Origin of the sequence: Azohydromonas australica DSM 1124, from assembly GCF_000430725.1 — a bacterium.
Taxonomy (GTDB): domain Bacteria; phylum Pseudomonadota; class Gammaproteobacteria; order Burkholderiales; family Burkholderiaceae_C; genus Azohydromonas; species Azohydromonas australica.
In genome coordinates this window covers 170,503-195,400 of sequence record NZ_KE387211.1, presented here as the reverse complement: position 1 = coordinate 195,400, position 24,898 = coordinate 170,503, and the positions used below count along the sequence as shown (strand labels likewise).

Sequence of the window (24,898 nt, the reverse complement as noted above, 5' to 3'; positions counted from 1 at the left end):
TCGGTGTCCTGAAGGGGCCGGCCGTCTAGGAGTCCTGCCGGCTCCCGCCGGCCGGCACGGAGGCGTCCGTTTCCTCGGTCCTCCCGTCGCCGCGCAGGAACGCCGGCACCGCCGCCGCGCAGGCCTGCAGGAAGCGCTGCAGCTCCGGCGCGGGCTCGCTCAGGGCGCGCACCACCGTGCCGATGCGCCGGCGGGTGCCCGGCAGCGCCACCGGCACCAGGCACAGCGGGCCTTCGCGCTCGGCCAGCGCCTGTCCGCGCGAGGCCAGCGCCAGGCGGCCGGTCTGCTGCGTGAAGGCCTGCGTCAGCGTCGGGCTGCCGGCCTGCAGCCGGCCGCGCGGCGGCGGCAGGCCCTGCTCGCGGAACACCCGCGCCAGCGCCGCCGCGGCCGGCGAGCCGGGCAGCGGGATGACCCAGTCCCAGCGCAGCAGGTCGCGCAGCGTGGGCGCTGGCAGCGCCAGGCAAGGGTGGCCGCGCTGCGCCACCACGGCCAGGTCGTCCTCGAACAGGCAGTGCTGCCGCACCTCGGCCGGCGATGCCTCGGCGCGCAGCGCGCCGGCGATGACGTCGATGTCGGCGCTCAGCAGCTGCTGCAGCAGGCTGTCGTAGGTACCGTCCACCACCTGCACCTCCACGCTGGGATGCGCCTGCAGCAGCGCCTCCACCGCGCGCGGCAGGAACAGCGGCACCGACAGCGGCAGCACGCCCACCACCACGCGGCCGCGGATTTCGCCGCGCCAGGCGGCGATGTCGCCCTCGATGGCGCGGATCTCCGAGAACGCCAGCTTCACCCGCCGCAGCAGCGCCTGGCCCGAGGGCGTGAGCCGCGTGCCCTGCGCCGACTTGTAGAACAGCCGCAGCCCCAGCAGGTGCTCCAGCGCCTGCAGCGCGGTGTGCACCGCCGGCTGTGTCACGCCCAGCGCCTGTGCCGCGCGGGCCTCGCTGCCCTGCGTCGCCACCGCCGCCAGCGCCCTGAGGCTGCCGATGGACACGGCGGCGGCGAAGCGCTCGGGCTGCACGGGCCGCTGCGCCTCGCCTGGGGCGGCCGTCAGGGCTTCGGAGGCGCCGTAGGCCAGCATCAGGAACACCGTGCCCGCGCGCTGCGCCACGCGCGTGCCCGCCGGCGTGGGCACCATGCCGCGCGCGGCGCGCACGAACAGCGGTGTCTGGCAGGCGCGCTCCAGCTCCAGCACCGCGCGCGTCACCGCCGGCTGTGACAGGTGAATCGCCTCGGCTGCGCGCACCGCGCTGCCGTGGCGCACCACGGCCTGCAGCACGCGCAGCGCCTTGAGCCGCTCGGCCAGCGGCGGCAGGCCGGTGTGGTCGGCGCCGGCGCCCCAGGCCTCGGGCGCCGGGGCCGGCTCAGTACCGATGGAGTGCTCCATGGCGGCGAGCCGGCCCGGGGCCGGGATGCGGGGTTCCGGTGATTGGCGCCAGGCCCGGCCTGGCCGGGCCCTGGCAGCAGTGCGGCGCGCGACGAGCGGCGGCTCCTGGATTCGTGCCGGCGCAAGGCCGGGCGGCAGGCAAGGGCATGAGGGGCGTAAAGACTTCGAAGAGAGGGCTTTGAAGGGGCGGCAAATGTCGCGCCGCCGCGCAGCGAGCCGGTGTGGAGGGCCCGGCGCGGGGCTCGGCCAGAATCCGGGACGCCGGGCGCCGGCCAAGATGGCCGGCATGGTAGGCCCGGCAGCGCCCGCGCATTGAGACCACGGAAAGAGGAGCCATGCACATCTACACCGCCCACGTCCACTGGAGCCGCGGCGATCAGGACTTCCTGGACAACCGCTACAGCCGCCGCCACCTCATCGAGTTCGACGGCGGCGCGGTGCTGCCGGGCTCGTCCTCGCCGCACGTGGTGCGGGTGCCGCTGTCCGACCCGGCCGCGGTCGATCCGGAAGAAGGCTTCGTGGCCTCGCTGTCGAGCTGCCACATGCTGTGGTTTCTCTCCCTCGCCGCAGGGCGCGGCTTCCGCGTGGACCACTACAGCGACCGCGCCGAGGGCGTGATGGCGAAGAACGCGCGCGGCAAGCTGTTCGTCTCCACCGTCACGCTGCGGCCGCAAGTGAGCTTCTCCGGCGAGCGGCTGCCCAGCTCCGAGGAATTCCAGGCCCTGCACCACGAGGCGCACGAGGAGTGCTTCATCGCCAACTCGGTGCTGACCGAGGTGCGCTGCGAGCCGGTGCTCCAGCCCGCGCGCTGAGCCACGCCGGGTCCGCCACTGCGCGCCGGCTCCAGCAACAGGCCTGCAAGGCGCGCCTGCTTGCATTAGACTTGCAGCAAACTTAGAGCACTAAGCAAATACCGCCTGCAGGCGGACACCGTACCCCTTCAGACCAAAGCCGCATGTCCAAGCTCCAACTCTCGGTCGCCATGGGCGACTACGACCGCACCCGCGCGCTGATCGACGGCCGCGTGCTCATCGACGGCGTGGACCCGGTCTACATGACGCTCAGCCCGGAGGAGACCTTCTTTCGCGCCATGCGCAGCCAGGACTTCGACATCACCGAGCTGTCGCTCTCCAGCTACCTGGTCAAGCACAGCCGCGGCGAGTGCCCGTACATCGCGGTGCCGGTGTTCCTCTCGCGCGCCTTCCGCCACACCTCCATCTACGTGCGCAAGGACCGCATCCAGCGCCCGGAAGACCTCAAGGGCTGCCGCGTGGGCGTGCCCGAGTACCAGCTCACGGCGATCGTGTGGGCCCGCTCGATCCTGCAGGACGACTTCGGCGTGCGGCCCGAGGACGTGACCTGGGTGCGCGGCGGCATCGACATGGCGGGGCGCCCGGAGAAGATCAAGCTGCAGCTGCCGCCCGACGTGCGGCTGGAGGATGCGCCCGAAGGCCGCACCATCTCCGAGCTGCTGGACAGCGGCGAGATCGACGCCTTCATCGCCCCGCGCCCGCCCAGCGCGCACATCCTGCGGCGCAACCCGAACATCGGCTGGCTGTTCGACGACCCCACCGCGGCGGCCAAGGACTACTACCGCCGCACGGGCGTGTTCCCAATCATGCACGTCGTCGCCATCCGCAACGGCCTGGCGGCACAGCACCCGTGGCTGCCGGCGGCCGTGTTCAAGGCCTTCAGCCAGTCCAAGGATGCGGCGCTGGAGCTGCTGTCCGACACCTCCGCCACCAAGGTGACGTTGCCCTTCGTCGAGGAGCAGCTCAAGGCCGCGCGCGAAACGCTGGGCGAGGACTTCTGGTCCTACGGCGTGGCGGGCAACCGTGCCACGCTGGAGACCTTCGCGCGGCACCACCACGCGCAAGGCCTGTCCTCGCGGCAAGTGGCGGTGGAAGAGATGTTCCACCCCGCCACCTACGAAAGCTTCAGCATCTGAAGCCCCGCACCCTGCGCACTGCTTGCCAATGAGCCTGGCGACCCTGCTCGGCGCTTCCGCCCTGGCCATGGCGCCAGGCGTGGTGGCCGCGTGCGCCGCGGTGGTGCTGCTGGGCAGCCTGGTGAAGGGCACGCTGGGCATCGGCATGCCGCTGGTGGCGGTGCCGCTGCTATCGCTGTTCATCCCGGCGCCGCAGGCCATCGCGCTGATGGCCATGCCGGTGCTGGTGTCCAACGCCTGGCAGGTGTTCGACACCGGCGTGTCCTGGGCCAGCGTGCGGCGCTTCCTGCCGCTGATCGCCACGCTGCTCGTGGGCACGCTGCTGACGGTGCCCATGACGCTGGCGCTGTCGCCGCAGGCGCTGAACCAGGTGCTGGCGGCGGTGGTGCTGTTCGCGCTGGTGCTGCTGAGCCTGCCGCTGCAGCTGAAGGTGGCGCCACGGCACGAGCGCTGGTGGAGCGCGGGCGTGGGCGCGCTGTCGGGCGCGATGGGCGGCGTGTCCTCGCTGTCGGGGCCGCTGATCGTCAGCTACCTGGTGTCGCTGCGGCTGCCGCGCGAGGTGTTCATCGGCAGCATCAGCGTCATCTACCTCAGCAGCGCGCTGCCGCTGTACGCCGCCATGGCCGCGCACGGGCGCCTGGGCGTGCAGGACCTGGGGCTCTCCACGCTGGCGCTGCTGCCCATGGCGGCCGGCCTGGCGCTGGGCCAGCGGCTGCGCGGACGCCTGGGCGAAACCTGGTTCCGCCGCGTGCTGCTGGGCTTCCTGGCCTTCGTGGCGCTGGTGCTGGCGCTGAAGTAGCGGTGCGCCTCAGAGCGGATAGATGATGGAGTTGGGGATCATCTCGCTGTCGTAGACCACCAGCCGCGAGGCGAACTTCAGCCCGGCCGGCGTGCGCACCACGGTGTCGAGGTAGCGGCCGACGTTGAACACCGTGGACAGCTCCGAGAGCTTGGTGCGGAACACCGCGTAGTTGGCCTCGCACTCGAAGCGCTCGCCCTCGTCCTTGCGGACCACCGGCACGCCCACCACGTGGCGCTGGTAGTACGGGTCGTGGAACAGCGTCTCGCGGATGCCGTAGACGCGGTCGCGCAGCATGCCCTTGCTGGTGAAGCTCAGCGTGGCCAGCGGAAAGCCCCGCTCGTGGTTCTCGCGCGGCTGCAGCCGGTAGCAGCAGTCGTCGGTGAAGAACTCGGGCCACAGGTCCCAGTTTCCGGAGTCCACCGCCGAGGCGTAGTCGGCGTAGAGCTGCGTGAGCTCGTGGTAGGTCTGGAAGTCCATCCGTTCGTCTCCTGTGTTGTTCTGTCAGGCCGCGCCGTGGCCGCAGTCGCCGGCGCCCGCACACGGGGCGGCCGGCGCGTCGGGCGCCTCCATCACCTCGCGCCAGTAGCGGTACATGCCACGGATCAGCGTCTCCGTGACCATGTGCGGCGTGTGCTCGTCCACGCCGCGCCCGCCCAGCTCGGCCAGCGCGCGGTGGAAGGGTTTGCTCTCGAAGGCCTGCTGCGAGAACTCGATCACCTCGCCGTCGTCGGCCGAGACGAAGCCGGCCGGGCCGAACAGGTTGGCCTGGCGCAGGCGGCGCTGCGTCATCTCCTCGGTGTCGTCCTCGAAGCCGAAGTGCGTCCACACGAAGTCGAAGCTGCCGTGGCCGTTGGGCTGGATGTGGCGCGTGGAGACGCTGTTGACCTGCTGCTGCAGGATCACGCTGGGGAAGAGGGTGGTCATCACCGCCGTCGGGCCGCCCCACCAGGGCTCGGGCACGATGTCCAGGAAGCTCGGGTCGTTGAGCTGCATGCTCTGCTTGAAGCTGGAGACGCTGGTCACCTGGCCGGCCTCGCCGCCGGTGCCACGGGTGGAGATCATGGCCGCGTGGCGGTGCTTCGCGTCCATCACCAGCTCGGACTGGTTGTCTGCGCGCCAGAGCCCGAAGGTGACGAACCATGTGTGCAGCAGGCCCGGGTGGTAGGGGTCCTTGATGTTCTCCTGCATCAGCTTCCAGTTGCCCGGGATGCGCTGGCGGTTGTAGCCCAGCAGCGTGAGCTTGCGGCCGTTGAAGAGCCGGTCGAACCAGCGCGTGATGACGGGGCCCAGGTAGTCCTCCAGCGGCTCGACGCCGTGGTCGAAGCTGGCGAACACCACCCCGCCGCGCGTGGCGACCTTCAGCCGCGTGAGGCCGTGCTCCGCCGGCTTGAAGTCCGCCGGCATGCCGCCCTGGAAGCTGCCGTCGGCCTGCCGCACGCCGCGCTTGAAGGGCACGCCCAGCAGCTCGCCCTTGAGCGTGTAGCTCCACTGGTGGTAGGGGCAGGTGAAGCCCTTCTTGTTGCCGTGGCGCTCGCGGCAGAAGCGCATGCCGCGGTGCGCGCACACGTTCTCCACCACATGGATCTGGCCGTCGGCGTCGCGGGTCATGATCACCGAGCGCTCGCCCACCACCGTGCGCTTGAAGTCGCCGCGGTTGGGCACCTCGGCCTCCAGGCCGACGTAGCACCAGTGGCCCTTGTAAAAGAAGCGCTCCAGCTCGCGCTTGTAGAGCTCCTCGCTGGTGTAGCTCAGGAAGGGAATGCGGCTCGTGCCACCGAGCTCCCAGTTCGGCTCCACGGGGAAAACGGCGGATGCGGGCTGGCTCATGCTGGTCTCCTTTGAATGGTCACGCCGTCCTGCCGGGCGGACGGCGGCGCGGTGCACCGCATCGTCCGCGTTTCATGACATTCAGCCAATGGATTTGGCTGAATAGACTCCATCACTTCAATTGATGGGGAAAGCCGCGTGGAGCTGGAAGAGATCGATCTGAACCTGCTGGTCGTCTTCAGGCAGCTGCTGGCGGAGAAGCGGGTGTCGAAGGTGGCGGAGAACCTGGGGCTGACGCAGCCGGCGGTGAGCAACGCGCTGGCGCGGCTGCGCAAGCTGCTGGGCGACGACCTGTTCACGCGCACGCCGCAGGGCATGGCGCCCACGCCCTATGCCGAGCAGCTGGCGGCGTCGCTGACGCCCGCGCTGGAGCTGATCCGTGGCGCGCTCAACCAGCGCGGCGGCTTCGACCCGGCCACGGCGCGGCGCGGCTTCACGGTGGGCATGAGCGACATCGGCGAGATCTGGTTCCTGCCTCGGCTGGTCGAGGCGCTGGTGCGCACGGCGCCGAACGTGTCCATCAGCACCGTGCGCAACGCGTCGGTGAACCTGAAGGACGAGATGGAGGCGGCCAAGGTGGACCTGGCCATCGGGCTGCTGCCCCAGCTCAAGGCCGGCTTCTTCCAGCGCCGCCTGCTGCACACGCGCTACGTGTGCCTGATGCGCCAAGGCCACCCGCTGGACAAGGGGCACGTCACGCTGCAGGAGTTCCGCGATGCCGAGCACGTGGTGGTGGTGGCCCAGGGCACGGGGCACGGCCAGGTGGACGAGGTGATGCAGCGCGCCGGCGTGCAGCGCCGGGTGCGGCTGACGGTGCCGCACTTCACGGCCGTGGGCCACATCGTGCAGACCACGGAGCTGCTGGCCACCGTGCCGGAGCCGCTGGCGCAGCGCATCGCCGGGCCTTTCGGCCTGAGCTGGGTGGCGTCGCCGGTGGAGGTGCCGGGCGTGCCGATCAACCTGTTCTGGCACGCCCGCGTGCACAAGGACCCGGCCAACGTGTGGCTGCGAAACCTCGTGCTGGAGCTGTTCGGGGGCTGAGGTCGGTTGGCGATAGCCGCCGAGAGAGCCATGTCATGCCTGCAGGAGGCGCAGCGTCGCTTGCACAACTTTCAGGCGGGAGGCTGCGCTCTCCAGGATGCCGCCGCCGGCGAAGGCCGGATGCGGCAGCTGCAGCAAGCCGGTCAGGCGCCGTTGCCCTCGAAGCCCAGCCAGCGCCGCGGCGTGTCCCACAGCAGCTTGCGGCGGTCCGCGGCGTCGGGCAGCAGGCGTTCGACCTGGCGCAGCAGCGGGCCCATGTCCAGCCGGTGCGGCGCGCGCAGGAAGGGCCAGTCGCTGGCCCAGAAGCAGGCGTCGAGCGTGAAGGCGCCGATCAGCGCCTTCACGAAGGGCAAGGTGTCCTCGAAAGGCGGCGGCAGCGCGGAGAACTTCTGTTGGCCCGAGAGCTTCACGGCCACGCAGCCGCTGCGTGCCAGCTCCAGCAGTGCCTGGAAGCCGGGCTGCGCGATGCCGCCGCCGGCGGCCGGGCGACCGCAGTGGTCGATGAGCACGCGCACGCTGCCGTGGGCCGCCAGCAGCGGGCGCAGCTCCACAAGCTGGTCGTGCTCCACCTGCAGTGACAGCAGCATGTCCAGCTCGGCCAGCAGGCGCAGCAGCGGCCCGGCCTGCAGGCAGTACGCCGTGCCCAGCATCGCGGCGTTGAGGGCCACGCCGACGATGCCGCGCGAGCGCAGCACCGCCAGGTCATCGCGGCTGATGTCCAGCGGCACGACGGCGATGCCCTTGAAGCGCCCGCCGCCATGCTCGATGGCGTCGAGCAGGCAACGGTTGTCGAGGTTGTAGCCCGAGTTCGGACCGACCAGCAGCGCGTGGCGGATGCCGTAGGCGTCCATCACCTGCCGGTACTGCGCCACCGGCCCCAGCTCCTGCCCGGCGGGCCGGTAGGCCACGTCGGGCGCGTAGGGGAAGCGGGCCGGGTCGAACACGTGGCAGTGGGTGTCGACCTTGGCTTCGTCGAAGATGCTCATGGCAGAGCGTTCCGTGGGGCGGTCACTTGGGCTGAAGCAGCGCACGCAGCTCGCTGAGGTCGCCCTGCAGCGCCTGGGCCACGTCCTCGAATCCGAAGAAGCGCAGGAACTCCGGCACCTGCTGCACCAGCATCTCGTAGCCGGGCTCGGCCTGCAGGCCGCGGGCCCGGCAGGCGCGCAGCAGCGGCGTGGGCTCGCGGCTCATGATGATGTCCACCACCGCGGCGCCCGCGTCCACGCGCGCGGGATCGAAAGGCAGCGGGTCGTCGGGCTGCAGGCCCAGTGGCGTGCAGTTGACGACCAGGTCGAAGCCCGCCGGGTCGGCGCTGCCGGCCACCTCGGCGGCCGTGCCCGTCAGGGTTTGCAGCCGCTGCACCAGGCTCCGGGCGCGCTCGGCCGAACGGTTGAACACCGCCAGCCGCGCCGGCGCGCGCTGCGCCAGGGCGGCCGCCACCGCGTGCGCGCCGCCGCCGGCGCCCACCACCAGCACGCGCCGGTTGCGGACGGCGATGCCGAAGTGGTCCAGCCCTTTGACGAAGCCGATGCCGTCGAAGAGCGCGGCCTCCAGGCGGCCGTTCTCGCAGCGCCGCACCGCGTTGACCGCGCCGGCGACGGCGGCCACAGGGTCCTCGGGCTTGAGCAGCGCCGCCAGCGCGGACTTGTGCGGGATGGTGGCCCAGAAGCCGCGGACGTTCTCCGCCGCCATGCCGTGCTGCAGGAAACCCGGCAGCGCCGCGGCCGGCAGCTTCAGCGGCACGACCACGGCGTCGATGCCGTGGCGCTGGAACAGCGGGTTGTAGACCTCGGGGGTGCGCGCCTGCGCCACCGGGTCGCCAAGGATGTAGAAGACGCGGGTGGTTCCGGTGATCGCGGGCATGGCGGGTGTCTCCTGTGTCGGGTGGGTCCTGCACGACGATGGCACATGGCGCGCCAGCGCCGTCCCGGCATCCGCTTCACGCCCGCGTGAGCGGCCCACCCGCCGGGACGGCGGGGCTCAGGCCTTCTCGGCCTGCTTGTCCCAGTTCAGCGCGCCGGCGTCCTTGCCCGCCACCGAGTACAGCGCGCCCGGCGCGTTGCGCGTGGCTTGGAACTGCTCCAGCGTCTCGCCGCGCATGGCGGCGTAGATGTGCAGGTTCGACACGCCCACCACCGCGCCCAGCTTCTCCAGCACGAAGAAGGAGGCGCCGTAGCGGATCAGCGCACGCCAGTCGCGGCGGCGCACCATGTCGCGCTCCTCGTCGCTCAGCGCCGCGTCGGCGAACGCGCCTTCGGGGTCCTGCAGGAAGTGCGCGCGCTGTGCCGGGAGGATGAGGTCGTGCAGGAAGCGGTTCAGGCGGTAGCCCTTGACGCTGCGCTCGATCGTGAACGGGTAGGTGCCCTGCAGTGCCTCTGCGCCCTTGAGCTGCTTGCCCATGGCTTCGCGGTGGCGCGCCAGCACGGCTTCGGGCAGCGGGCCGGCCGAGCACTCGAAGATGGCGGTGGCGATGCCCGTCATCGAGGGCAGGTAGTAGCTGCGGTGCTTGCACTGCACCTTCGCGCCCAGCGCACCGCGCATGGTCAGCCACATGATCACCTCCGCGCCTTCCATGCCGCCCAGCGCCGCGTACTCGGCGTGCGTCATGTCGGCCAGCTGCTCGGGGTCGTTCTCGAACAGGTCCAGGAAGCGGTGGTCCCACTCCACGTTGTTGAAGCCCGCGCGCTCGCCGTGCACCTGGTGCGACAGGCCGCCGGTGGCGACCACCGCCACACGCAGGTCCTCGGGGTAGCTCTCGATGGCGCGGCGCAGGGCCTGGCCGAGCTTGTAGAAGCGGCGGGCCGTCGGGATGGGGAACTGCAGCACGCCCATCTGCAGCGGCACCAGCTTGGCGGGCCAGTCGGGCTTGTGCTCGCACAGCATGGACAGCGGCGAGAAGCAGCCGTGGTCCAGCGGCTTGCCCTGGAAGCAGGAGAGGTCGAACTCCTCGGACACCAGCGACTGCGCGATGTGCGCCGCGAACTGCGGATGCCCGCCGATGGGCGGCAGGTCGCGTGCACCGCCGCCCTCGTCGGCCACGTGCCACTCCTGGCCGATGCCCAGCGCAAAGGCCGAGTAGTGGTCGAAGAAGAACGAGGTGATGTGGTCGTTGTAGGTCAGCAGCAGCACGTCGGGGCGCTGGTCCTTGATCCACTGGCGCACCGGGTCGAAGGCCTCGAACACCGGCTGCCACGCCGGGTCGTCGCGCTTGTCGCGGTCGAAGGCGAAGCCGATGGTGGGCGTGTGCGATGCGGCGATGCCGCCAATGATGGTTGCCATGGGAATCTCCTCTTTGAATCCTTGAGGCGCCGGCCGCGCGGGCGGGCGCTGTGCTGGCTGCCGGCCACGCGCCGGGGCGGGCTCGGTGCCGGGCCTGCGTCGCGAAGCCGCGACTCTAGGGACGCGAGGGCAGCTTCGTAAGATGACAATTGGCAAGGCGCGATAACCAGCAGGAATAGGGGGAAACATGAAGCTGCAGTCACTGCGCGCGTTGCTGGCGGCCGTGGAGACGGGCAGCCTGCGCAACGCGGCGCGCAAGCTGGGCGTGTCGCAGCCCGCGCTGACCAAGGCCATCCGCGAGCTGGAGCTGGAGCTGGGCGCGCCGCTGCTGCTGCGCTCCAACACCGGCGTGGCCACGACGGCGCAGGGCCGCGTGCTGGTGGAGCGGGCCAAGACCGTGGAGCGCGAGCTGGCCGCGGCAGTGGACCAGATCCGCCAGCTCAGCGGCGAGATGGTGGGCAGCCTGCACGTCGCGGCGGTGCCGCTGGCGCTGATGCTGCTGGTGCCCGAGGCGCTGCGCACCTTCAGCGCCAGCTATCCCGGCATCCGGCTGCGCATCGACGAGGAGCTGTACATGGCGCAGCTCACGCGGCTGCGCGCGGGGGAAGTGGACGTGTGCGTGGGCCCGGTGCCGGTGGGGCTGCCCGCGGGCGAGCTGGTGATCGAGCCGCTGATGCCGATCCAGATGGTGGTGGTGGCGGGCAAGTACTCGCAGCACGCCAAGGCGACGTCGCTGGCCGAGCTGGCGGATGCGCGCTGGGTCTTCACGGGCACCTCGGCCGACGCGGGCTACGCGAAGCACCTGTTCGCCGAGAACGGCCTGCCCGTGCCCAAGGCCAGTGCGGTTGTGAACTCAACGCTGGGCCTGGTGGCGCTGATCTCGGGCGGCGACTTCGTGGGCCTGATGCCGCGGCAGATCGCCGTGCACCCGACGGCCGCGGCCTACATGCGGCTGGTGCCGGTGCAGGAAGGCCCGCTGCTGGCCGAGATGGCGGCCATGACGCGGCCCGAGAGCGCGCTGGTGCCGGCGGTGCGGCACTTCATCGCGCACCTGAGCCGCGCGGCGCATCACTTCGGCGGGCTGGAGGTGATGGGTTGAGGCCGCCAGGGCCGGCAGAAAGCATCCGTTCCGCCGGCCCCGGCAAGATGGCCTGCAGCGTCAGTCCAGCGCCACCTTCGCGCGCTTGATCACGTCGGCGTACTTGGCCGACTCGGACGCGACGAAGGCGCTGAACTGCTCGCGCGTGGCGGGGAAGGGCTCGTAGCCGAAGGTGGCGTAGCGCTGCTTGATCTCCGGGTCGGCCAGCGCCTCGTTGACATCCTTCTGGATCTTGTCGGCCACGGGCTTGGGCAGGCCCTTGGGCGCGGCGATCGCGGTCCAGCCCGTGACCTCGTAGCCGGCCGGGCCGCCGGACTCGGCCACCGTGGGCACGTCAGGAAAGGCGGCCAGGCGCCTCGGCGCCGTGACGGCGATGAACTTGATCTTGCCCGCGCGCTGCAGCGGGCCGGCCGTGGCCAGCGAGCCCAGCGACCAGTCCAGTTCGCCCGAGGCCACCGCGGCGTAGAGCTGCGAGGTCTCCTTGTAGACCACGTGCTGCATCTGGGTGTTGGTCATCGACTCCAGCAGCGCCGACCCCAGGTGCACCGGGTTGCCCACCGACCAGGAGCCGTAGTTCAGCGCCGTCGGGCGCGCCTTCGCGTCGGCCACGATGTCGCCCACCGCCTTGTACTTGCTGTTGGCGCCCACGCCGACGAAGAAGTAGTTGCGGAACAGCGGCGCGGCGACGTCGAAGTCCCTGGCCGCGTCGTAGGGCAGCTTCTTGAAGAGGTGCGGGTAGGCGGCCAGGTGCACGTTGTCGAGCTGGATCAGGTCGTGGCCGTCGGTGGCGCCGCGCTTGAAGGCGTCGATGGCGATGAAGCCGTTGGCGCCGGGCTTGTTCTCGATGATCACCGGCTTGCCCCACTTCTTCTGCAGCCTCTCGGCCACCAGGCGCAGCACCGCCTCGGGACCGGCGCCGGCCGGGAAGGGCGTGAGGATGCGCACGGGCTTGGTCGGGAACTCCTGCGCATGCGCTGCACCGGCGCCGAACAGGGACAGCGTGGCCAGCGCGGTGCCGGCCAGCAGGGGAAGGGTCGTCTTCATGGGGCGTCTCCGAAAGAGGGTGACGCAGGGCCGGTGCGGGCCCTGGCGCGTCAGTGCTTCAGCGCCAGCACGGCAGGGTCGCTGGTGGGTTGATCTGCGTCACGAGGCCGCGACTCTAGGGAGGCGGCGCCGGGTCGGTAAGATGACAAAACACAAGGCGCGATAACCGCTCGGAATAGGGGTAAACATGAGGTTTTCACCGCATGCCCGGCGGCAGCCGCGTTGAGCGCTCATCCAGCAGTGCCGGCCTCGGGACATCACGTGGTGCAGGCCCTTGCTGGCGCCGCTGCGAAAATCCATGCATCCCACCACTTCACCCGCTGCCGTGCCTGCTTCCAAAGCCGCCGAGGACCGTGAAAAAGAGATCGCCCGCCACGTGCTGCGCCACTGGCACGAGGCTGTGCCCAACGACCGCATGGCGCACCTGATCAAGGACACGATGCGCGCCTTCGACCGCTCGCTACGCGTGCGCCTGGCGCGGCACGAGGTCCAGATGGGCCACTGGGTGTATTTGCGCATCCTGTGGGAGCGCGACGGCCTGACCAAGCGCGAGCTCAGCATCGAGGCCGGCGTGGCCGAGCCCACCACCTTCATCGCGCTGCGCGCCATGGAGTCGCTGGGCTACGTCTCGCTGGAGCAGCGGGCCGACAACCGCAAGAACGTCTACGTCTTCCTCACGCCCAAGGGGCGCAAGCTCAAGAAGGCGCTGGTGCCGCTGGCCGAGGAGGTCAACGCCATGGCGCTGCAGGGCCTGCAGCAGGATGACGTGGCGGCAGTGCGCCGCGCGCTGCTGACGATGCTGGACAACCTGGCGCGGGACGCGGCGCTGGGCGAGTAGGGCGAGGCGGTGAGCGCGTGGCGGCGCCCAGGTCGTGTCTGACAGGGTCCCAAAAGGGCTCGTGCTCCGAGGGAACAAGGAACCCGTCAGACCCTTGTCAAACACAACCTGGTCCGCAACCGTGGCGCACTGCACACCCGTGGCCGGCGGCACGGATGGCGGGCCGCCCCGGTTCGCGGCCGCACTCGAAAATCCGGCATCCAATACATGCACGGGAGTGAATCGAGATGTCGGGCAACGAACCAGCAGCAAACCGCAGCATGCGCATGCCCCTTGTGGGCGAGCCGGCGCCGTGGTTCGTATCTCGGTGCACATCCAACGAGCGTTACCACTTCGACACCGTGGCGGGCCGGTACGTGGTGCTGTGCTTCTTCGCCACGGCCAGGGATGTGCTCAGCCGGGCCGTTCTGGACGGGTTCCTGCACGAGCGCCGGGCCTTCGACGACGTGCAGGCGTGCTTCTTCGGCGTGAGCGTCGACCCGGAAGACGAGGCAGGCCGTCGGGTGCAGCAAAGCCTGCCCGGCATCCGCCATTTCTGGGACCATGACCTCAACGTCAGCCGGCTCTACGGCCGCACGGATGGGCACCACTACGTCCGGGCTTCCTTCATCCTCGACGAGCGCTTGCGCGTCTACGCCGTGGTTCCCTTTGGCGACGATGCCCGGGCGCATGTCGCCACCGTGCTGCAGACGCTCTCTTCGGCGCCGCGCCTGGGAACCGGGCTCGCCGCCCAAGTCCCGGCGCCGGTGCTGATCATCCCCAGGGTGTTCGAGCCGCAGTTGTGCCGCCGGCTGATCGACTACTACGACGAAGGAGGCGCCCAGGAGTCCGGCTTCATGCGTGAAGTCGGCGGCAAGACCGTGGGCATGCACGACTACGGCCACAAGCGCCGCAGCGACAAGCACATCGCCGACGAAGCGCTGCGCACGATCTGCATGTCGCGCATCCACCATCGGGTGGTCCCCGAGGTGCACAAGGCGTTCCAGTTCCATGCCAGCCGCATCGAGCGCCATATCGTGGCCTGCTATGACGGCGAGTCGGGCGGACACTTTCGCGCGCACCGCGACAACACCACCAAGGGTACGGCGCACCGGCGCTTCGCGGTGTCGGTCGTGCTCAACAGTGGCGAGTTCGAGGGCGGGCAACTGCACTTCCCCGAGTTCGGCCACCAGACCTACAGCCCGCCCGCGGGCGGAGCGGTCGTCTTCTCCTGCTCGCTGCTCCATGCAGCCATGCCGGTGACCCGGGGCCGGCGCTACACCTACCTGCCCTTCCTCTATGACGATGCAGCGGCAACGATCCGCGAGCAGAACCAGGGCTTCCTCGTCACGCCTGGCGACATGCTGGAGAACTCAGGAGCCGCCCAGGCCTGAGCGCGCCAATTGCTTCCAGAGGTTCCAGGGCCGGTCCACCTGGCCTTCGGTGGTGTGCCCGGCCGCAGCTTCTTCCGGCGTGAGGTACTGCACCTCGCCCAGCGGCAGTGCCTGCAGCAGCAGCTTGGCGTTTACCTCGGTGTAGACCGCGCGGTACACCGCCAGCCGCAGCGATTGCGCCACCACCGTGCAGCCGTGGCCTCGCATGAGCACCACGCGCTCCTGGCCCAGCGAGCGTGCCAGCGCGGTGCCGAGCTCGCGGTTGCGGATGAGCAGGTCGGTGGCGGCGCCGGCGTGGTCGCGGATCTCGAACACCGGCGGCCCCTCGCCCAGGAAGCCGCACATGTGGCAGGCCGGGCGCAGCCGCGCGCCCTTGACGATGCCGAAAGGCAGCACGGCCGGCGAGTGGTTGTGCACCACCGCCATCACGTCCGGGCGCGCCTTGTAGATCTCGCTGTGGATGAAACGCTCCAGGTACGGGCGCGGTGCGGCGGGGTCCAGCGCCTCGCCGCTGTCCACCGCGTACTCCACGATGTCGGCCGCGCTCACCTGCGCCGGCGCCATGTTGCGCGCCAGCAGGAAGCGGCCGGGATCCTGGTCGTGGCGCACGCTGACGTGGCCGAAGGCATCCACGATGCCCTGGTGGAACAGGATGTGGTTGGCATCGACCAGGTCGGCGACGAGATCGGGATGGGCACTGAGGCTCATGCGGCTCACTCCGGCTGGATGTTCTGGGCCTTGATGAAGGCGCCCCAGTTCTGCTGCTCCTCCTTGAGCGAGGCGGCGAACTGCTCGGGCGTGTCCGCCACGGGGAGCAGCGCCTGCTGCTCCAGCTTCTGCACCAGGGCCGGGTCCTTCATCGCCTTCTGGATCTCGCCGGCGATGCGCTTGACCAGCGCCGGCGGCGTCTTGGCCGGCACCATCACCGAGAAGGCGGTGAACGCCTTGATGCCCGGCACGCCGGCCTCGGCCAGCGTGGGCACGCTGGGCAGCAGCTTGCTCTTGTCGGTAATGGCCAGCGCCTGCACCTTGCCCGCGTCCACGTACTGCCGCACGCTGGCGAGGTCGGTCAGCATGAACTGCACGCGGCCGCCCAGCAGGTCCTGGTAGGCCGGGCCCACGCCCTTGTACGGGACATGGTTGAACTGCGCGCCGGTGGACGCCTCGATCATGCGCACGCCGATGTACAGCGGGCTGCCCACGCCGGCCGTGCCGTAAAACAGCGTGCCGGGCTCGCGCTTGCCGCGCTCCACCAGCTCGCGCAGCGTCTTCACGTTGGCACTCGGGTTGGCGACGATCACCATGGGCGCGATCACGCCGCGCGTCACCGGCGCGAAGTCGCGGAACACGTCGTAGGTCAGGCTCTTGTACAGCGCGGGGTTGATGCCCAGCGACGAGTTCGAGGCCACCAGCAGCGTGTAGCCGTCGGGCGGCGCCTTGGCGACGTAGGTCGCGCCGATGGCGCCGCTGGCGCCGGGCTTGTTGTCCACCACGAAGCTCTGCTTGAGCTGCTCCGTCAGCGCCTGCGCCAGCAGCCGGCCGTAGGTGTCGGTACCGCCGCCGGGCGAGGAGGGCACCACCACCGTCACCGGCTTGGCGGGCCAGTCGCCCTGTGCCACCGCCACGGTCGCGCTCGCTGCCAGCAGCAGCGCAGCGCAGGCCTTCATGCTCTTCATCGAGTTTTCTCCACGATCGTCAAAAAACATAGCTTGCTAAGAATAATCCTTCCGGCACGGTCTGCGCACGGTGGCTTACCCTGGGGCTTGCCGGCGTCGCGGCACCACGGCCGGGAGGGAGTGGGCGGATGGGACCCGGGTGCCGGGCCCGTTTCCGAAAAGGACGGCCATCCCTGGATGCGCATGGCTACGTCTCGCGTCCGGGCCGCGTCCGGTGATTGCGGTCCGGGCCGTTTGCCACCGGTGGCCGGCTTTGTCCCGGGCCGTCGAGGCGGCCGGTCGCGGAAGCCGTCTGCGGGGTGCCGGTCTCTGCGCCTGGGGAGCGGCCCCCCATGGCTTCGCGCGCGCACTGCGCCAGCGCCGCCATGTCCGGCAGCCCCGGACCCGCCGCGGCCTCGGCAGGCGGCCCGGCCTTGCGTGCGCGCCATACCAGGCCGATCTGCACGCTGAGGCCGCCGGCATCGCGCAGGACCCGGTAGACCACGCCCTGGCGGCGCAGCGCGCGCATGGACCGTGGAACCAGCGCCACGCCCTGGCCCGCGGCGACCTGGGCCAGCAGCACGTGGTGCTCCGCCGGCTCGGGCAGGCGGGGAGGCTGGTAGCCCAGGCGGTTGAAGACCTGCTCGCAATAGTCGTAGAAGCTGGGGTTGAGCGAGCGCTTGAACCAGAACAGCGGCCGGTCCTGCAAGGCCGTCAGCGCCACCGTGCGCTGGCGTGCCAGGGGATGCGTGGCCGGAAGGCACGCCATCAGCGGGTCCGCCCACAGGGGCGTCAGCTCAAGCCCCTCGGTGCGGGCGGGCAAGCCGATCAGTGCCGCCTCCAGCTCGCCCCGGGACACCCGACGCACCAGGCTGGTGGAGCGGTCGCGCACCATTTGCACTTCGCAGCCGGGCCAGCGCTTCTGGAAAGCAGCCTGCAGGTCTGCCAGGCCGCCTGCGTCCACGACGCTGGTCAGACCCAGGCGCAGCCGCGGCGGGCCGGCCGCGGCGCCGGCGTCGGACACCGGCCGCGGCAACGCTTCCAGGGTCTGCAGGGCCTGGGCTGCCTGCAGCAGGGAACGCGCCTGCTCCAGCACCGTCTGGCCGGCGTCCGTCAGGCGCACGCCCTGGCGGTTGCGCTCGAACAGCGTCAAGCCCAGGGCCGCTTCCAGCGCCTGGATCTGGCGCGTCAGCGGCGGCTGCGTGATGAACAGCTGCTGGGCTGCCAGCCTGAAGTTCAGCGTCTCGGCCACCGCCACGAAATAGCGCCACTGCTGCAGCTTGATCTGCACTCCCATGGACCCCCTGGCCACCCTCGGTGCTTGTCACTGGCGCCAAGGGTAGCAAGGGAGTCGGTCGGTTCCCTGACGGCTGGGTCAGGATGGCGGCAGGCGCAGCCGGGAGGCGCTGTTGGCGCCCCAGTCCGCCACGGCGGCCCAGGGCGGCGACCACCGTGTTGCCGCCACGGCCGGAAAGCTGCCGGGGACGCGGCGCTTCAGCAGGACTGGCCTTTGGCGGCTCGCTCGTCCAGCACCTCGCGCGCGGCCTGCAGCGCATTGAGCGCAGCCGGAAAGCCCGCATAGGCCGCCAGGTGGATCAGCGACTCCACCAGCATCTGGCGCGTGCCGCCGACGTTGAGCAGGCCGTGCACGTGCACCTTGAACTGCGGCACGGCGGTGCCCAGGGCGGCCAGCGCCGCCAGCGTCACGAGCTCGCGCTGCACCAGGCTCAGGCCCGGGCGGGTGTAGATGTCGCCGAAGGCGAACTCGATGATGAAGCGCGCCAGATCGGGCGCCAGCCCGTCCAGCGCCGCGATGACCTGCTCGCCGGCGTGGCCATCGATCTCCTGCAGCGCCTGCAAGCCGGCCTGGAAGCGGGCCCGGCTGTCGTCGCCCTGCGCGGCGCCGCAAGCCAGCGGCTCATGGTTGCAGCCGCGCTCCTGGAAGACCTCCCGTGCGGCGAACACGCCATTGAGGCCGACGGGGAAGCCGGCATAGATCACGAGGTGCTGCAGCGTTTCGACGATTTCGTTGCTGCTGCAACCTGCATTGAGTGCGCCGGCAATGTGGAACTTCAGTTGCGGCCGGGCATGGCCCAGGGCGGCCAGGGCCGCCACGGTGACCAGCTGGCGCGAGCGCAGGTCCAGGCCCGGGCGCGGGTAGATCTCGCCGTAGACGAAGCGGATGGCCAGCGTCGCCAGATCCGGCGCGAGGTCCGCCAGGCCGTCCAGCAGGGTCGGGCGCTCGGTGCCCTCCAGTTGCCGCAGGGCCGCCAGGCCGCGGAGGTAGGTGGGATCCTGCGGCGCCGCAGCGGGCGATGGGGTGTGGGAAAGGTGTGGTGCCATGGGTGCAACCGTAGGCCGCCCCCGCCGACGCGGCCAATGCATTGTGGAACTGATACCCGCCGGGTATCAGCTGAGCGACCGGTTCCAGGCGGTGCCGCCGCGCTGCGGCCCAGGCACGGCATGGCTCGTGCCGCAAGGGGCTCGGGTCGCCTGCCAGGGGAGTGCAAGCGGCGGCAGCCGTAAACTGTCCACCAGGCAACGATCTCGTCCATCGACAGGCACGGCGTCGCGAACTTGCGGCCCCCGGGCGCCGCTCAGGTCATGGGAGCTGCAGTGAAGCTTGAAAGGTTGTGCGTGTACCTGCTGGCCTTCTGGTCCGGCTGTTTCGTGATGGCGCTGGAGCTGCTGGGGGCGCGGGCGCTGGGCCCCTTCTTCGGCTCGGGCATCTACGTCTGGGGCGCCGTGATCACGCTGTTCATGCTCTCGCTGTCCCTGGGCTACCTCATCGGCGGCAGCCTCTCGGCGCACGCGCCCAGCCTGGCGCGGCTCAGCGCGCTGGTGCTGCTGGCGATGGCCGCGGCGCTGCCCTGCGCGCTGGCGCAGGAGCCCATCCTGGAGGCGGTGGCCGTGCGCGTGGAGGACGCGCGCTACGGCGCGCTGGCGGGCTCGGTGGCACTGTTCTTCCTGCCCATCACGGTGTCGGGCGCGGTGTCGCCCTACGCGGTGCGGCTGCTGGTGGACCGCCTGGGCTCCGCCGGCCGCGTGGCGGGCGGGGTGTTCTTCGTCTCCACGCTGGGCAGCACGCTGGGGACGCTGGCGACGTCCTTCTACTTGGTGCTGATCTTCGACCTGGACCAGATCATGGCCGGGCTGCTGGCGACTTCGGCCGCCGTCGGCGTGGGCGGGCTGCTGGTGGCGCGCGGGGGGCAGGGCCATGTGGCGGCGGCTTGAAACACTGGCGCTGGCGGCGGCGCTGCTGGGCAGCGGCGCGGCCTGGGCCGAGCGCGTGATCCACACCGAGAAATCGGCCTACCGCAACATCCTCGTGTACGAGGACGACGACCGGCGCTGCCTGCAGTTCGGGCGCGACGCGCGGGTGGCGCAGACCTGCGTCTCGCTCACCAACCCGGACGAGCTGCGCTTCGACTACTACCGCATGCTCCTGGGCGCGCTGTACTTGGGGCCAGCGCCGCAGCGCGTGCTGGTGATGGGCCTGGGCGGCGGCGTGATGGTGACGGTGCTGCAGAAGCTGCTGCCGCAGGCGCAGATCGACTGCGTGGAGATCGACCCGGCGGTGGTGCGCGTGGCCGGCAGCCATTTCAGCTTCGTGCCCGGGCCGCAGACCAAGGTCTTCACCGAGGACGGCCGCGTCTTCGTCAAGCGCGCGCTGCGCCAGGGGCGGCAGTACGACCTGGTGCTGCACGACGTGTTCGACCACTCCTACATCCCCGAGCACATGGTGACCCGGGAGTACTTCACCGAGCTGCACGGCGTGCTGGCACCCCAGGGCGTGATCGCCACCAACACCTTCTCCTGGTCCAGCCTCTACGCCTCGGAGTCGGCCACGCACCACAGCGTGTTCGGCCCCTTCTTCAACCTGGTGAACCCCAAGCGGCACAACCGCGTGATCCTGGCGCGCAAGGGCGGCTTGCCGCCCATGGCGCAGGTGCAGGCGCGTGCCCGCGAGCTCGACGGCCCGCTGCGCCGCTTCGGCGTGACGCCGGAATGGCTGCTGCCGCTGTTCGACACCAACACCCGCTGGCCCGAGGGCACGCGGGTGCTGACGGACAAGTTCGCGCCGGCGAACCTGATGAACGCGAAGCCCTGAAGGGCCGCCCTTCAGCCTGTTCCGGCCGGCGCCGCCGGCGTACCGCTCAACCCGCGTCCGGCTGCACCGCCGGCGCCGCGCGCCTGAACGCGTCCAGCTCGCCGCAGGCCGCGTCCACGGCGCGGATCAGCGGGTAGGGAGACAGGTCCACCTTGAAGCGCCGGGCGCTTTCCACCTGCGGCACCAGGTACACGTCGGCCAGCGTGGGCGCGTGGCCGAAGCAGAAGTCGCCGCGTGCCGTGTCGGCCGCCAGCAGCGCCTCGATCGCGTCGAAGCCGGCCGTGATCCAGGTGCCGCACCAGGCGTTGACCGCGGCCTCGTCCTGGCCCAGCTGCTTGCGCAAGTATTCCAGGATGCGGCGGTTGTTGATGGGGTGGATGTCGCAGCCCACGATCGCCGCCAGCGCGCGCACGCGGGCCCGCGCCTGCGCATCGCGCGGCAGCAGCGGCGGCTCGGGATGCCGCTCCTCCAGCCACTCGATGATGGCCGGCGACTGGATGAGGACTTCACCATCCACCTCCAGCGCCGGCACCAGCCCCTGCGGGTTGAGCGCGAGGAAGGCTTCGTTCAGGTGCTCCTCGGTGCGCAGGTCCACCGGCACGTACAGCGCATCCAGCCCCTTGAGGTTGAGCGCGATGCGCAGCCGGTGCGAGGTGCCGCTGCGGAAGAAGTTGTAGAGCTTCATCATGCGTGCCGCAGCCTCACTCGGCCGGGCCGATGTTCAACGCGACTTCGCCCACGCCCTCGACGCGGCCGCTGATGCGGTCGCCACTCACCACCGCGCCCACGCCCTCGGGCGTGCCGGTGTAGATCAGGTCGCCGGGCTGCAGGTGATAGAAGAGGGACAGGTCCGCAATGATCTCGCGGATGTTCCAGATCAGCTTGTCCACATTGGACTGCTGCTTGGTCTGGCCGTTGACCGCCAGCACGATCTCGCCGCGCTCGATGACTACGCCCGGCATGGGCACGACCTCGCTGCACACGGAGGAGTTCTCCACGTCCTTGCCCAGGTCCCAGGGACGGCCCTTGTCGCGAGCCACCAGCTGCAGGTCGCGCCGCGTCATGTCCAGGCCGCAGGCATAGCCGTAGACCAGCTCGTGTGCGTCCTCGGCCTTGACGCGGAAGCCCGGCTTGCCGACCACCAGCACCAGCTCCATCTCGAAGTGGAAGTTCTTGGTCTCGCTCGGGTAGGGCACCGTGGCGCCGGACTCCACCAGCGTCTGGGGCGCCTTGGTGAAGTAGAAGGGGCGCTCGACCGACTTGTCCACCGGCTTGCCCATCTCGACGGCATGCGCGTGGTAGTTGCGGCCGACGAAGAACAGGCGGTTCACCGGCAGCCGGGCGGACTCGCCGCGCACGGGCAGCGAGGCGACGGGGGGCGGGTTCCAGAGGTAAGCAGTGCTCATGGGGTTCCTTGCAGAGGTGGGGAGCTGCGGCCGCCGCAGCGCGGCCGCGGATGGTAGTTATGGGGGGCGCGGATCAGCCGCGGTTCTCGAACACGCCCAGCTTCCGGTGCAGCGGCGTCTCGTCGGCGATGAAGAGGAAGGCGGGCTCGCTGGCCGAGCCGTTCACGAGGCTGACCTCGCTGTAGCCCGGCGCGCAGCAGGTGTCGGCCTCGGCCAGCGTGAAGCTCTCGCCCTCGATGCGCGCCTGCGCGGCGCCTTCGATGAGGTGGAACACGCACGCGGGCGAGCGCACCGGCAGCCGCAGCGTCTGGCCCGGGCGCAGCATCAGCGCGTAGAAGCCCAGGATGTTCTCGGCCGGCGCGCCCGTCTCCGGGTTCACGTAGCCCACCTGCACGGCTTCGAGCTCCGGCTGGTCGGCCGCCAGCGCCTGCAGCGCCGCGCGCGTCTCGGTCCAGGGGTAGCGCAGCATCGGGTAGGCCTTGCTGGAGCGCTCGAACACCGGCATGGGCACCACGCCGCTGCGCGTCCAGGCGCGCTCGCCGGTGCCCTGCTTCACCGCCTGGCGCGCACCGTCGATGTGGTAGCTGGCCTCCATGTAATAGACCAGCGGCAGGTCCAGCACGTCCAGCCACACCACGGGCTCGTTGCCGTCATGGCCATGCTCGTGCCACAGCCCGGTGGGCGTGAGGATCAGGTCGCCGCGGCTCATCACGCACTTCTCGCCGTCCACCGTGGTCCAGGCGCCGCTGCCCTCCACCACCATGCGCACCGCGTTGGGCGTGTGGCGGTGCGAAGGCGCCCACTCGCCGGGCAGCAGCAGCTGCATGCCCAGGTACATGGCGGCGCTGGCCTGCATCTTCTCCAGCCCGTGGCCCGGGTTGGCCAGCACCAGCACGCGGCGCTCGGCCTTCTCGATGGGCGTGAGCTCCCCGGCCTGCAGCAGCAGCGGGCGCAGCGCCTGGTACGGCCAGTGCGTGGGCCGCGTGTTGGGGCGCGGCTTGCCCGGCGGCAGCACGGCGCGCAGGCTGGGCCACAGCGGCACCAGGTTCTGCGCCTTCAGCGCCTGCAGGTACTCCGCGGGCAGGTCTTCCAGGCGACCGAGTTCGTTCATCAGTTGTCTCCTCGGGAAATCGGGGTGGCGGCGGATCAGTGCGCCGCCAGGCAGTTGTCCACGTTCCAGCCGTAGAGCCATTCCATGGCGTCGTAGAAGCGCTCCGGCGTGCGGCCTTTCCACAGATCGTTGCGCACCAGGCGTTCCACGCCCTTGGCGTGGTAGATGCGGCCCATCTCGCGCGAAGACAGCACGATGCGCGCCGTGCGCGCCACGCGGGAGCGCTGGTACAGGTCGAAGGCCTTGTCGATGTCGTTGCCGTGCACGCGCAGCGCCTCGCCCAGCGTCACCGCGTCCTCCATCGCCATGCACGCGCCCTGCGCCATGTACTGCGTGGTCGGGTGCGCGGCGTCGCCCAGCAGCGTGACGCGGCCGTAGGTCCACTGGCCGATGGGCTCGCGGTCGGCCGTGGCCCAGCGCTTCCAGCTCTTGGGCAGGTCGATGAGCTGGCGCGCCTTCGGGCAGATGCCCTGGAAGTAGCTCTGCACCTCCTCCTTGCTGCCCTCGCGCACGCCCCACTCCTCCTGCTCGCGGCTGTGGAAGGTCACGACCACGTTGTACTGCTCGCCCCCGCGCAGCGGGTAGTGCACCAGGTGGCAGTTGGGGCCGACCCAGATGCTCGCGGCGTTCCACTGCAGGTCTTCCGGAAAGTCCTTCTTGTCCACCACCGCGCGGTACACCACATGGCCGGTGACGCGCGCCGCGTCGCCCACGTACTGCTGGCGCGCCACCGACTTCACGCCGTCAGCGCCGATCAGCGCGATGCCGCGGTGGGCGTTGCCCTTCTGGTCGTAAGCCGTGACGCCCTGCGCGTCCTGCTCGATGCGCTCGATGCGGGTGGAGGTCAGGAGCTCCACGCGGCCGGTTTCCTGGGCGCCTTCCAGCAGCGACAGGTGCACGTCCACGCGGTGGATCACGGCGTAGGGGTTGCCGAAACGCTTGCGGAATGCCTCGCCGGTGGGGATGCGGCCGACCTGGACCTCGTCCAGCGCGTCGTGCATGACCATGTAGTCGGTGTAGACGGCACGCCCGCGCGCCTTCTCGCCCACCCCCAGCGCGTCGAAGGCGTGGAAGGCATTGGGGCCGAGCTGGATACCGGCGCCGATCTCGCCGATCTCCGGCGCCTGCTCCATCACCTTGACCCTGAAGCCGCGGCGCACCAGCGCCAGCGCCGCCGCCAGGCCCCCGATGCCGCCACCGGCCACCAGGATGGGAAGTTCCGTGCTCATCGTCGTGCCCATGCTCGTTTCCTGTCAAAGAACGCTGAAAGTCAGCACACTGAAGATTAGTGTAGGTTCGATTGCGGCAGATCAAATCCGGGTAAACCCGTGCGGGGCTTGCGGGGGAGGTCAGCGCGCCGCCGGCTCGCCGTCAGTCACGGCGCCGGCATCGGCGCGGGACGGCCCAGCCCGCCGGCCTCAGCGCCCTTCGGGCAACTCCCGCGGCGCGCGGCTGAGGTCGTTGTTGGCCTCCACCAGCGTGCGCAGCATGCGCAGGAACAGGGGCCGCTCCTCCGGCGGCAGCGGCGCCAGGATGCGCTGCTGCACCGTCTCCACGGCCGGACCGATCTCGTCGAGCAGCGCGCGGCCGGCCTCGGTGGTGGTGAGCAGCCGCACGCGGCGGTCCGCCGGCGAGGGCTTGCGCACCAGCAGGCCCTGGCGCTCCAGCCGGTCCACCACGCCGCCGGTGGTGGAGGTGTCGAAGCCGATGGCCCGCGCCAGCGCGCCCTGCTCGATGTCGGGCATGCGCGCCGCGGCATTGAGTGCCGCGTACTGCACCGGCGTCAGGCCCCAGTCCTTGAGCTCGTCCATGAACAGCGCCACCGCGATCTGCTGCAGGCGGCGGATGAAGTGGCCCGGCAGGTCGTCCAGCGCGGGCAGGGGAGGGGGAGCAAGGTCGGTTTTCATGGCACTGGCATCGATCGGCGTAAACCCGCAATGATCCACGTCAAAGTTTCCACTATGCTGAATATAAGCATGC

25 protein-coding genes are annotated in these 24,898 nt (G+C 70.5%); 9 read left to right on the top strand and 16 right to left on the bottom strand.

All coding sequences use genetic code 11. The annotated features are described in order from the left end of the window. Positions 1-25: 25 nt before the first annotated feature. Positions 26-1,384 (bottom strand): LysR family transcriptional regulator, encoded by a 1,359-nt coding sequence (locus tag H537_RS46965; RefSeq protein WP_064736090.1) that lies wholly within the window; start codon positions 1,382-1,384, stop codon positions 26-28. 335 nt (positions 1,385-1,719) lie between these two features. Here H537_RS46965 and H537_RS0133335 point away from each other — a divergent pair, with 335 nt between their 5' ends. The 3 genes from H537_RS0133335 to H537_RS0133325 all read left to right on the top strand — a co-directional run bounded on the left by H537_RS0133335 (position 1,720) and on the right by H537_RS0133325 (position 4,131). Beyond that, a complete protein-coding gene (locus H537_RS0133335) occupies positions 1,720-2,196 on the top strand; it encodes an OsmC family protein (RefSeq protein ID WP_029001351.1) in 477 nt (158 codons plus the stop codon). Positions 2,197-2,339: 143 nt separating this feature from the next. Then, positions 2,340-3,332 (top strand): 4,5-dihydroxyphthalate decarboxylase, encoded by a 993-nt coding sequence (locus H537_RS0133330; RefSeq protein WP_029001350.1) that lies wholly within the window; start codon positions 2,340-2,342, stop codon positions 3,330-3,332. Positions 3,333-3,360: 28 nt separating this feature from the next. Further along, the gene (locus tag H537_RS0133325; protein ID WP_029001349.1) at positions 3,361-4,131 is read left to right on the top strand and encodes a sulfite exporter TauE/SafE family protein; all 771 of its coding nucleotides are present in this window, start codon (positions 3,361-3,363) and stop codon (positions 4,129-4,131) included. 9 nt (positions 4,132-4,140) lie between these two features. Here the strand turns inward: H537_RS0133325 and H537_RS0133320 are convergent, their stop codons facing one another. Both H537_RS0133320 and H537_RS46960 read right to left on the bottom strand, forming a co-directional pair. Beyond that, positions 4,141-4,611, bottom strand: a complete 471-nt coding sequence (locus H537_RS0133320) for an aromatic-ring-hydroxylating dioxygenase subunit beta (protein ID WP_029001348.1) — start codon at positions 4,609-4,611, stop codon at positions 4,141-4,143. Positions 4,612-4,635: 24 nt separating this feature from the next. After that, positions 4,636-5,961 (bottom strand): aromatic ring-hydroxylating dioxygenase subunit alpha, encoded by a 1,326-nt coding sequence (locus H537_RS46960; protein ID WP_051244044.1) that lies wholly within the window; start codon positions 5,959-5,961, stop codon positions 4,636-4,638. Between the two features lie 138 nt (positions 5,962-6,099). Here H537_RS46960 and H537_RS0133310 point away from each other — a divergent pair, with 138 nt between their 5' ends. Beyond that, positions 6,100-7,002 (top strand): LysR family transcriptional regulator, encoded by a 903-nt coding sequence (locus H537_RS0133310; protein ID WP_029001347.1) that lies wholly within the window; start codon positions 6,100-6,102, stop codon positions 7,000-7,002. A 143-nt stretch (positions 7,003-7,145) separates the two neighbouring features. Here H537_RS0133310 and H537_RS0133300 read toward each other — a convergent pair whose 3' ends face one another. The 3 genes from H537_RS0133300 to H537_RS0133290 form a co-directional block, all read right to left on the bottom strand. Continuing rightward, complete coding sequence (locus H537_RS0133300; protein ID WP_029001346.1) at positions 7,146-7,988, bottom strand: amidohydrolase family protein; 843 nt, start codon at positions 7,986-7,988, stop codon at positions 7,146-7,148. A 22-nt stretch (positions 7,989-8,010) separates the two neighbouring features. Beyond that, positions 8,011-8,865 (bottom strand): shikimate dehydrogenase family protein, encoded by an 855-nt coding sequence (locus H537_RS0133295; protein ID WP_043461135.1) that lies wholly within the window; start codon positions 8,863-8,865, stop codon positions 8,011-8,013. A 117-nt stretch (positions 8,866-8,982) separates the two neighbouring features. Beyond that, entirely contained in the window at positions 8,983-10,281 is a 1,299-nt protein-coding gene (locus H537_RS0133290; protein WP_029001344.1) for a gallate dioxygenase, read from the bottom strand. Between the two features lie 187 nt (positions 10,282-10,468). Here H537_RS0133290 and H537_RS0133285 point away from each other — a divergent pair, with 187 nt between their 5' ends. Continuing rightward, positions 10,469-11,380: a LysR family transcriptional regulator gene (locus H537_RS0133285; protein WP_029001343.1), complete on the top strand. Its 912-nt coding sequence runs from the start codon at positions 10,469-10,471 to the stop codon at positions 11,378-11,380. Between the two features lie 60 nt (positions 11,381-11,440). Here H537_RS0133285 and H537_RS0133280 read toward each other — a convergent pair whose 3' ends face one another. Continuing rightward, the gene (locus H537_RS0133280) at positions 11,441-12,424 is read right to left on the bottom strand and encodes a Bug family tripartite tricarboxylate transporter substrate binding protein (RefSeq protein WP_029001342.1); all 984 of its coding nucleotides are present in this window, start codon (positions 12,422-12,424) and stop codon (positions 11,441-11,443) included. Positions 12,425-12,800: 376 nt separating this feature from the next. On the opposite strand from H537_RS0133280, the gene H537_RS0133275 reads away from it, so the two are divergent. Both H537_RS0133275 and H537_RS0133270 read left to right on the top strand, forming a co-directional pair. Continuing rightward, positions 12,801-13,262 carry a MarR family winged helix-turn-helix transcriptional regulator gene (locus H537_RS0133275; protein WP_238446902.1) on the top strand — a complete coding sequence of 154 codons (462 nt, stop codon included), beginning with the start codon at positions 12,801-12,803 and terminating at the stop codon, positions 13,260-13,262. A gap of 260 nt (positions 13,263-13,522) precedes the next feature. Next, entirely contained in the window at positions 13,523-14,635 is a 1,113-nt protein-coding gene (locus tag H537_RS0133270; RefSeq protein WP_029001340.1) for a 2OG-Fe(II) oxygenase, read from the top strand. On the opposite strand, the gene H537_RS0133265 is transcribed toward H537_RS0133270, so the two are convergent. From H537_RS0133265 to H537_RS46950, 4 genes are all read right to left on the bottom strand, one after another. Then, on the bottom strand, positions 14,615-15,343 hold the full coding sequence (locus H537_RS0133265) for a class II aldolase/adducin family protein (protein ID WP_043461132.1): 729 nt from the start codon (positions 15,341-15,343) through the stop codon (positions 14,615-14,617). The two genes, H537_RS0133270 and H537_RS0133265, sit on opposite strands and share 21 nt — an antisense overlap. A gap of 5 nt (positions 15,344-15,348) precedes the next feature. Beyond that, positions 15,349-16,311, bottom strand: a complete 963-nt coding sequence (locus tag H537_RS0133260) for a Bug family tripartite tricarboxylate transporter substrate binding protein (RefSeq protein WP_051244041.1) — start codon at positions 16,309-16,311, stop codon at positions 15,349-15,351. A gap of 187 nt (positions 16,312-16,498) precedes the next feature. Next, the gene (locus H537_RS46955) at positions 16,499-17,587 is read right to left on the bottom strand and encodes a LysR family transcriptional regulator (RefSeq protein ID WP_051244038.1); all 1,089 of its coding nucleotides are present in this window, start codon (positions 17,585-17,587) and stop codon (positions 16,499-16,501) included. A 197-nt stretch (positions 17,588-17,784) separates the two neighbouring features. Beyond that, positions 17,785-18,633, bottom strand: a complete 849-nt coding sequence (locus H537_RS46950) for a carboxymuconolactone decarboxylase family protein (RefSeq protein ID WP_043461130.1) — start codon at positions 18,631-18,633, stop codon at positions 17,785-17,787. A 273-nt stretch (positions 18,634-18,906) separates the two neighbouring features. Between H537_RS46950 and H537_RS46945 the strand changes: the two genes are divergently transcribed. Next, positions 18,907-19,524: a fused MFS/spermidine synthase gene (locus H537_RS46945; protein WP_211235125.1), complete on the top strand. Its 618-nt coding sequence runs from the start codon at positions 18,907-18,909 to the stop codon at positions 19,522-19,524. Next, positions 19,508-20,401: a spermidine synthase gene (locus H537_RS0133240; protein ID WP_051244035.1), complete on the top strand. Its 894-nt coding sequence runs from the start codon at positions 19,508-19,510 to the stop codon at positions 20,399-20,401. Before H537_RS46945 ends, H537_RS0133240 begins: the two co-directional genes overlap by 17 nt. Positions 20,402-20,447: 46 nt before the next feature. Here the strand turns inward: H537_RS0133240 and maiA are convergent, their stop codons facing one another. The 5 genes from maiA to H537_RS0133215 all read right to left on the bottom strand — a co-directional run bounded on the left by maiA (position 20,448) and on the right by H537_RS0133215 (position 24,825). Beyond that, positions 20,448-21,086 carry a maleylacetoacetate isomerase gene (maiA, locus tag H537_RS0133235; RefSeq protein WP_029001336.1) on the bottom strand — a complete coding sequence of 213 codons (639 nt, stop codon included), beginning with the start codon at positions 21,084-21,086 and terminating at the stop codon, positions 20,448-20,450. A 16-nt stretch (positions 21,087-21,102) separates the two neighbouring features. Continuing rightward, entirely contained in the window at positions 21,103-21,807 is a 705-nt protein-coding gene (locus tag H537_RS0133230) for a fumarylacetoacetate hydrolase family protein (RefSeq protein ID WP_029001335.1), read from the bottom strand. 73 nt (positions 21,808-21,880) lie between these two features. Further along, positions 21,881-22,918, bottom strand: a complete 1,038-nt coding sequence (locus tag H537_RS0133225) for a cupin domain-containing protein (protein WP_029001334.1) — start codon at positions 22,916-22,918, stop codon at positions 21,881-21,883. 35 nt (positions 22,919-22,953) lie between these two features. Continuing rightward, positions 22,954-24,159 (bottom strand): 3-hydroxybenzoate 6-monooxygenase, encoded by a 1,206-nt coding sequence (locus H537_RS0133220; protein WP_238446900.1) that lies wholly within the window; start codon positions 24,157-24,159, stop codon positions 22,954-22,956. 177 nt (positions 24,160-24,336) lie between these two features. Continuing rightward, positions 24,337-24,825, bottom strand: a complete 489-nt coding sequence (locus H537_RS0133215) for a MarR family winged helix-turn-helix transcriptional regulator (RefSeq protein WP_043461121.1) — start codon at positions 24,823-24,825, stop codon at positions 24,337-24,339. Positions 24,826-24,898 lie beyond the last annotated feature (73 nt).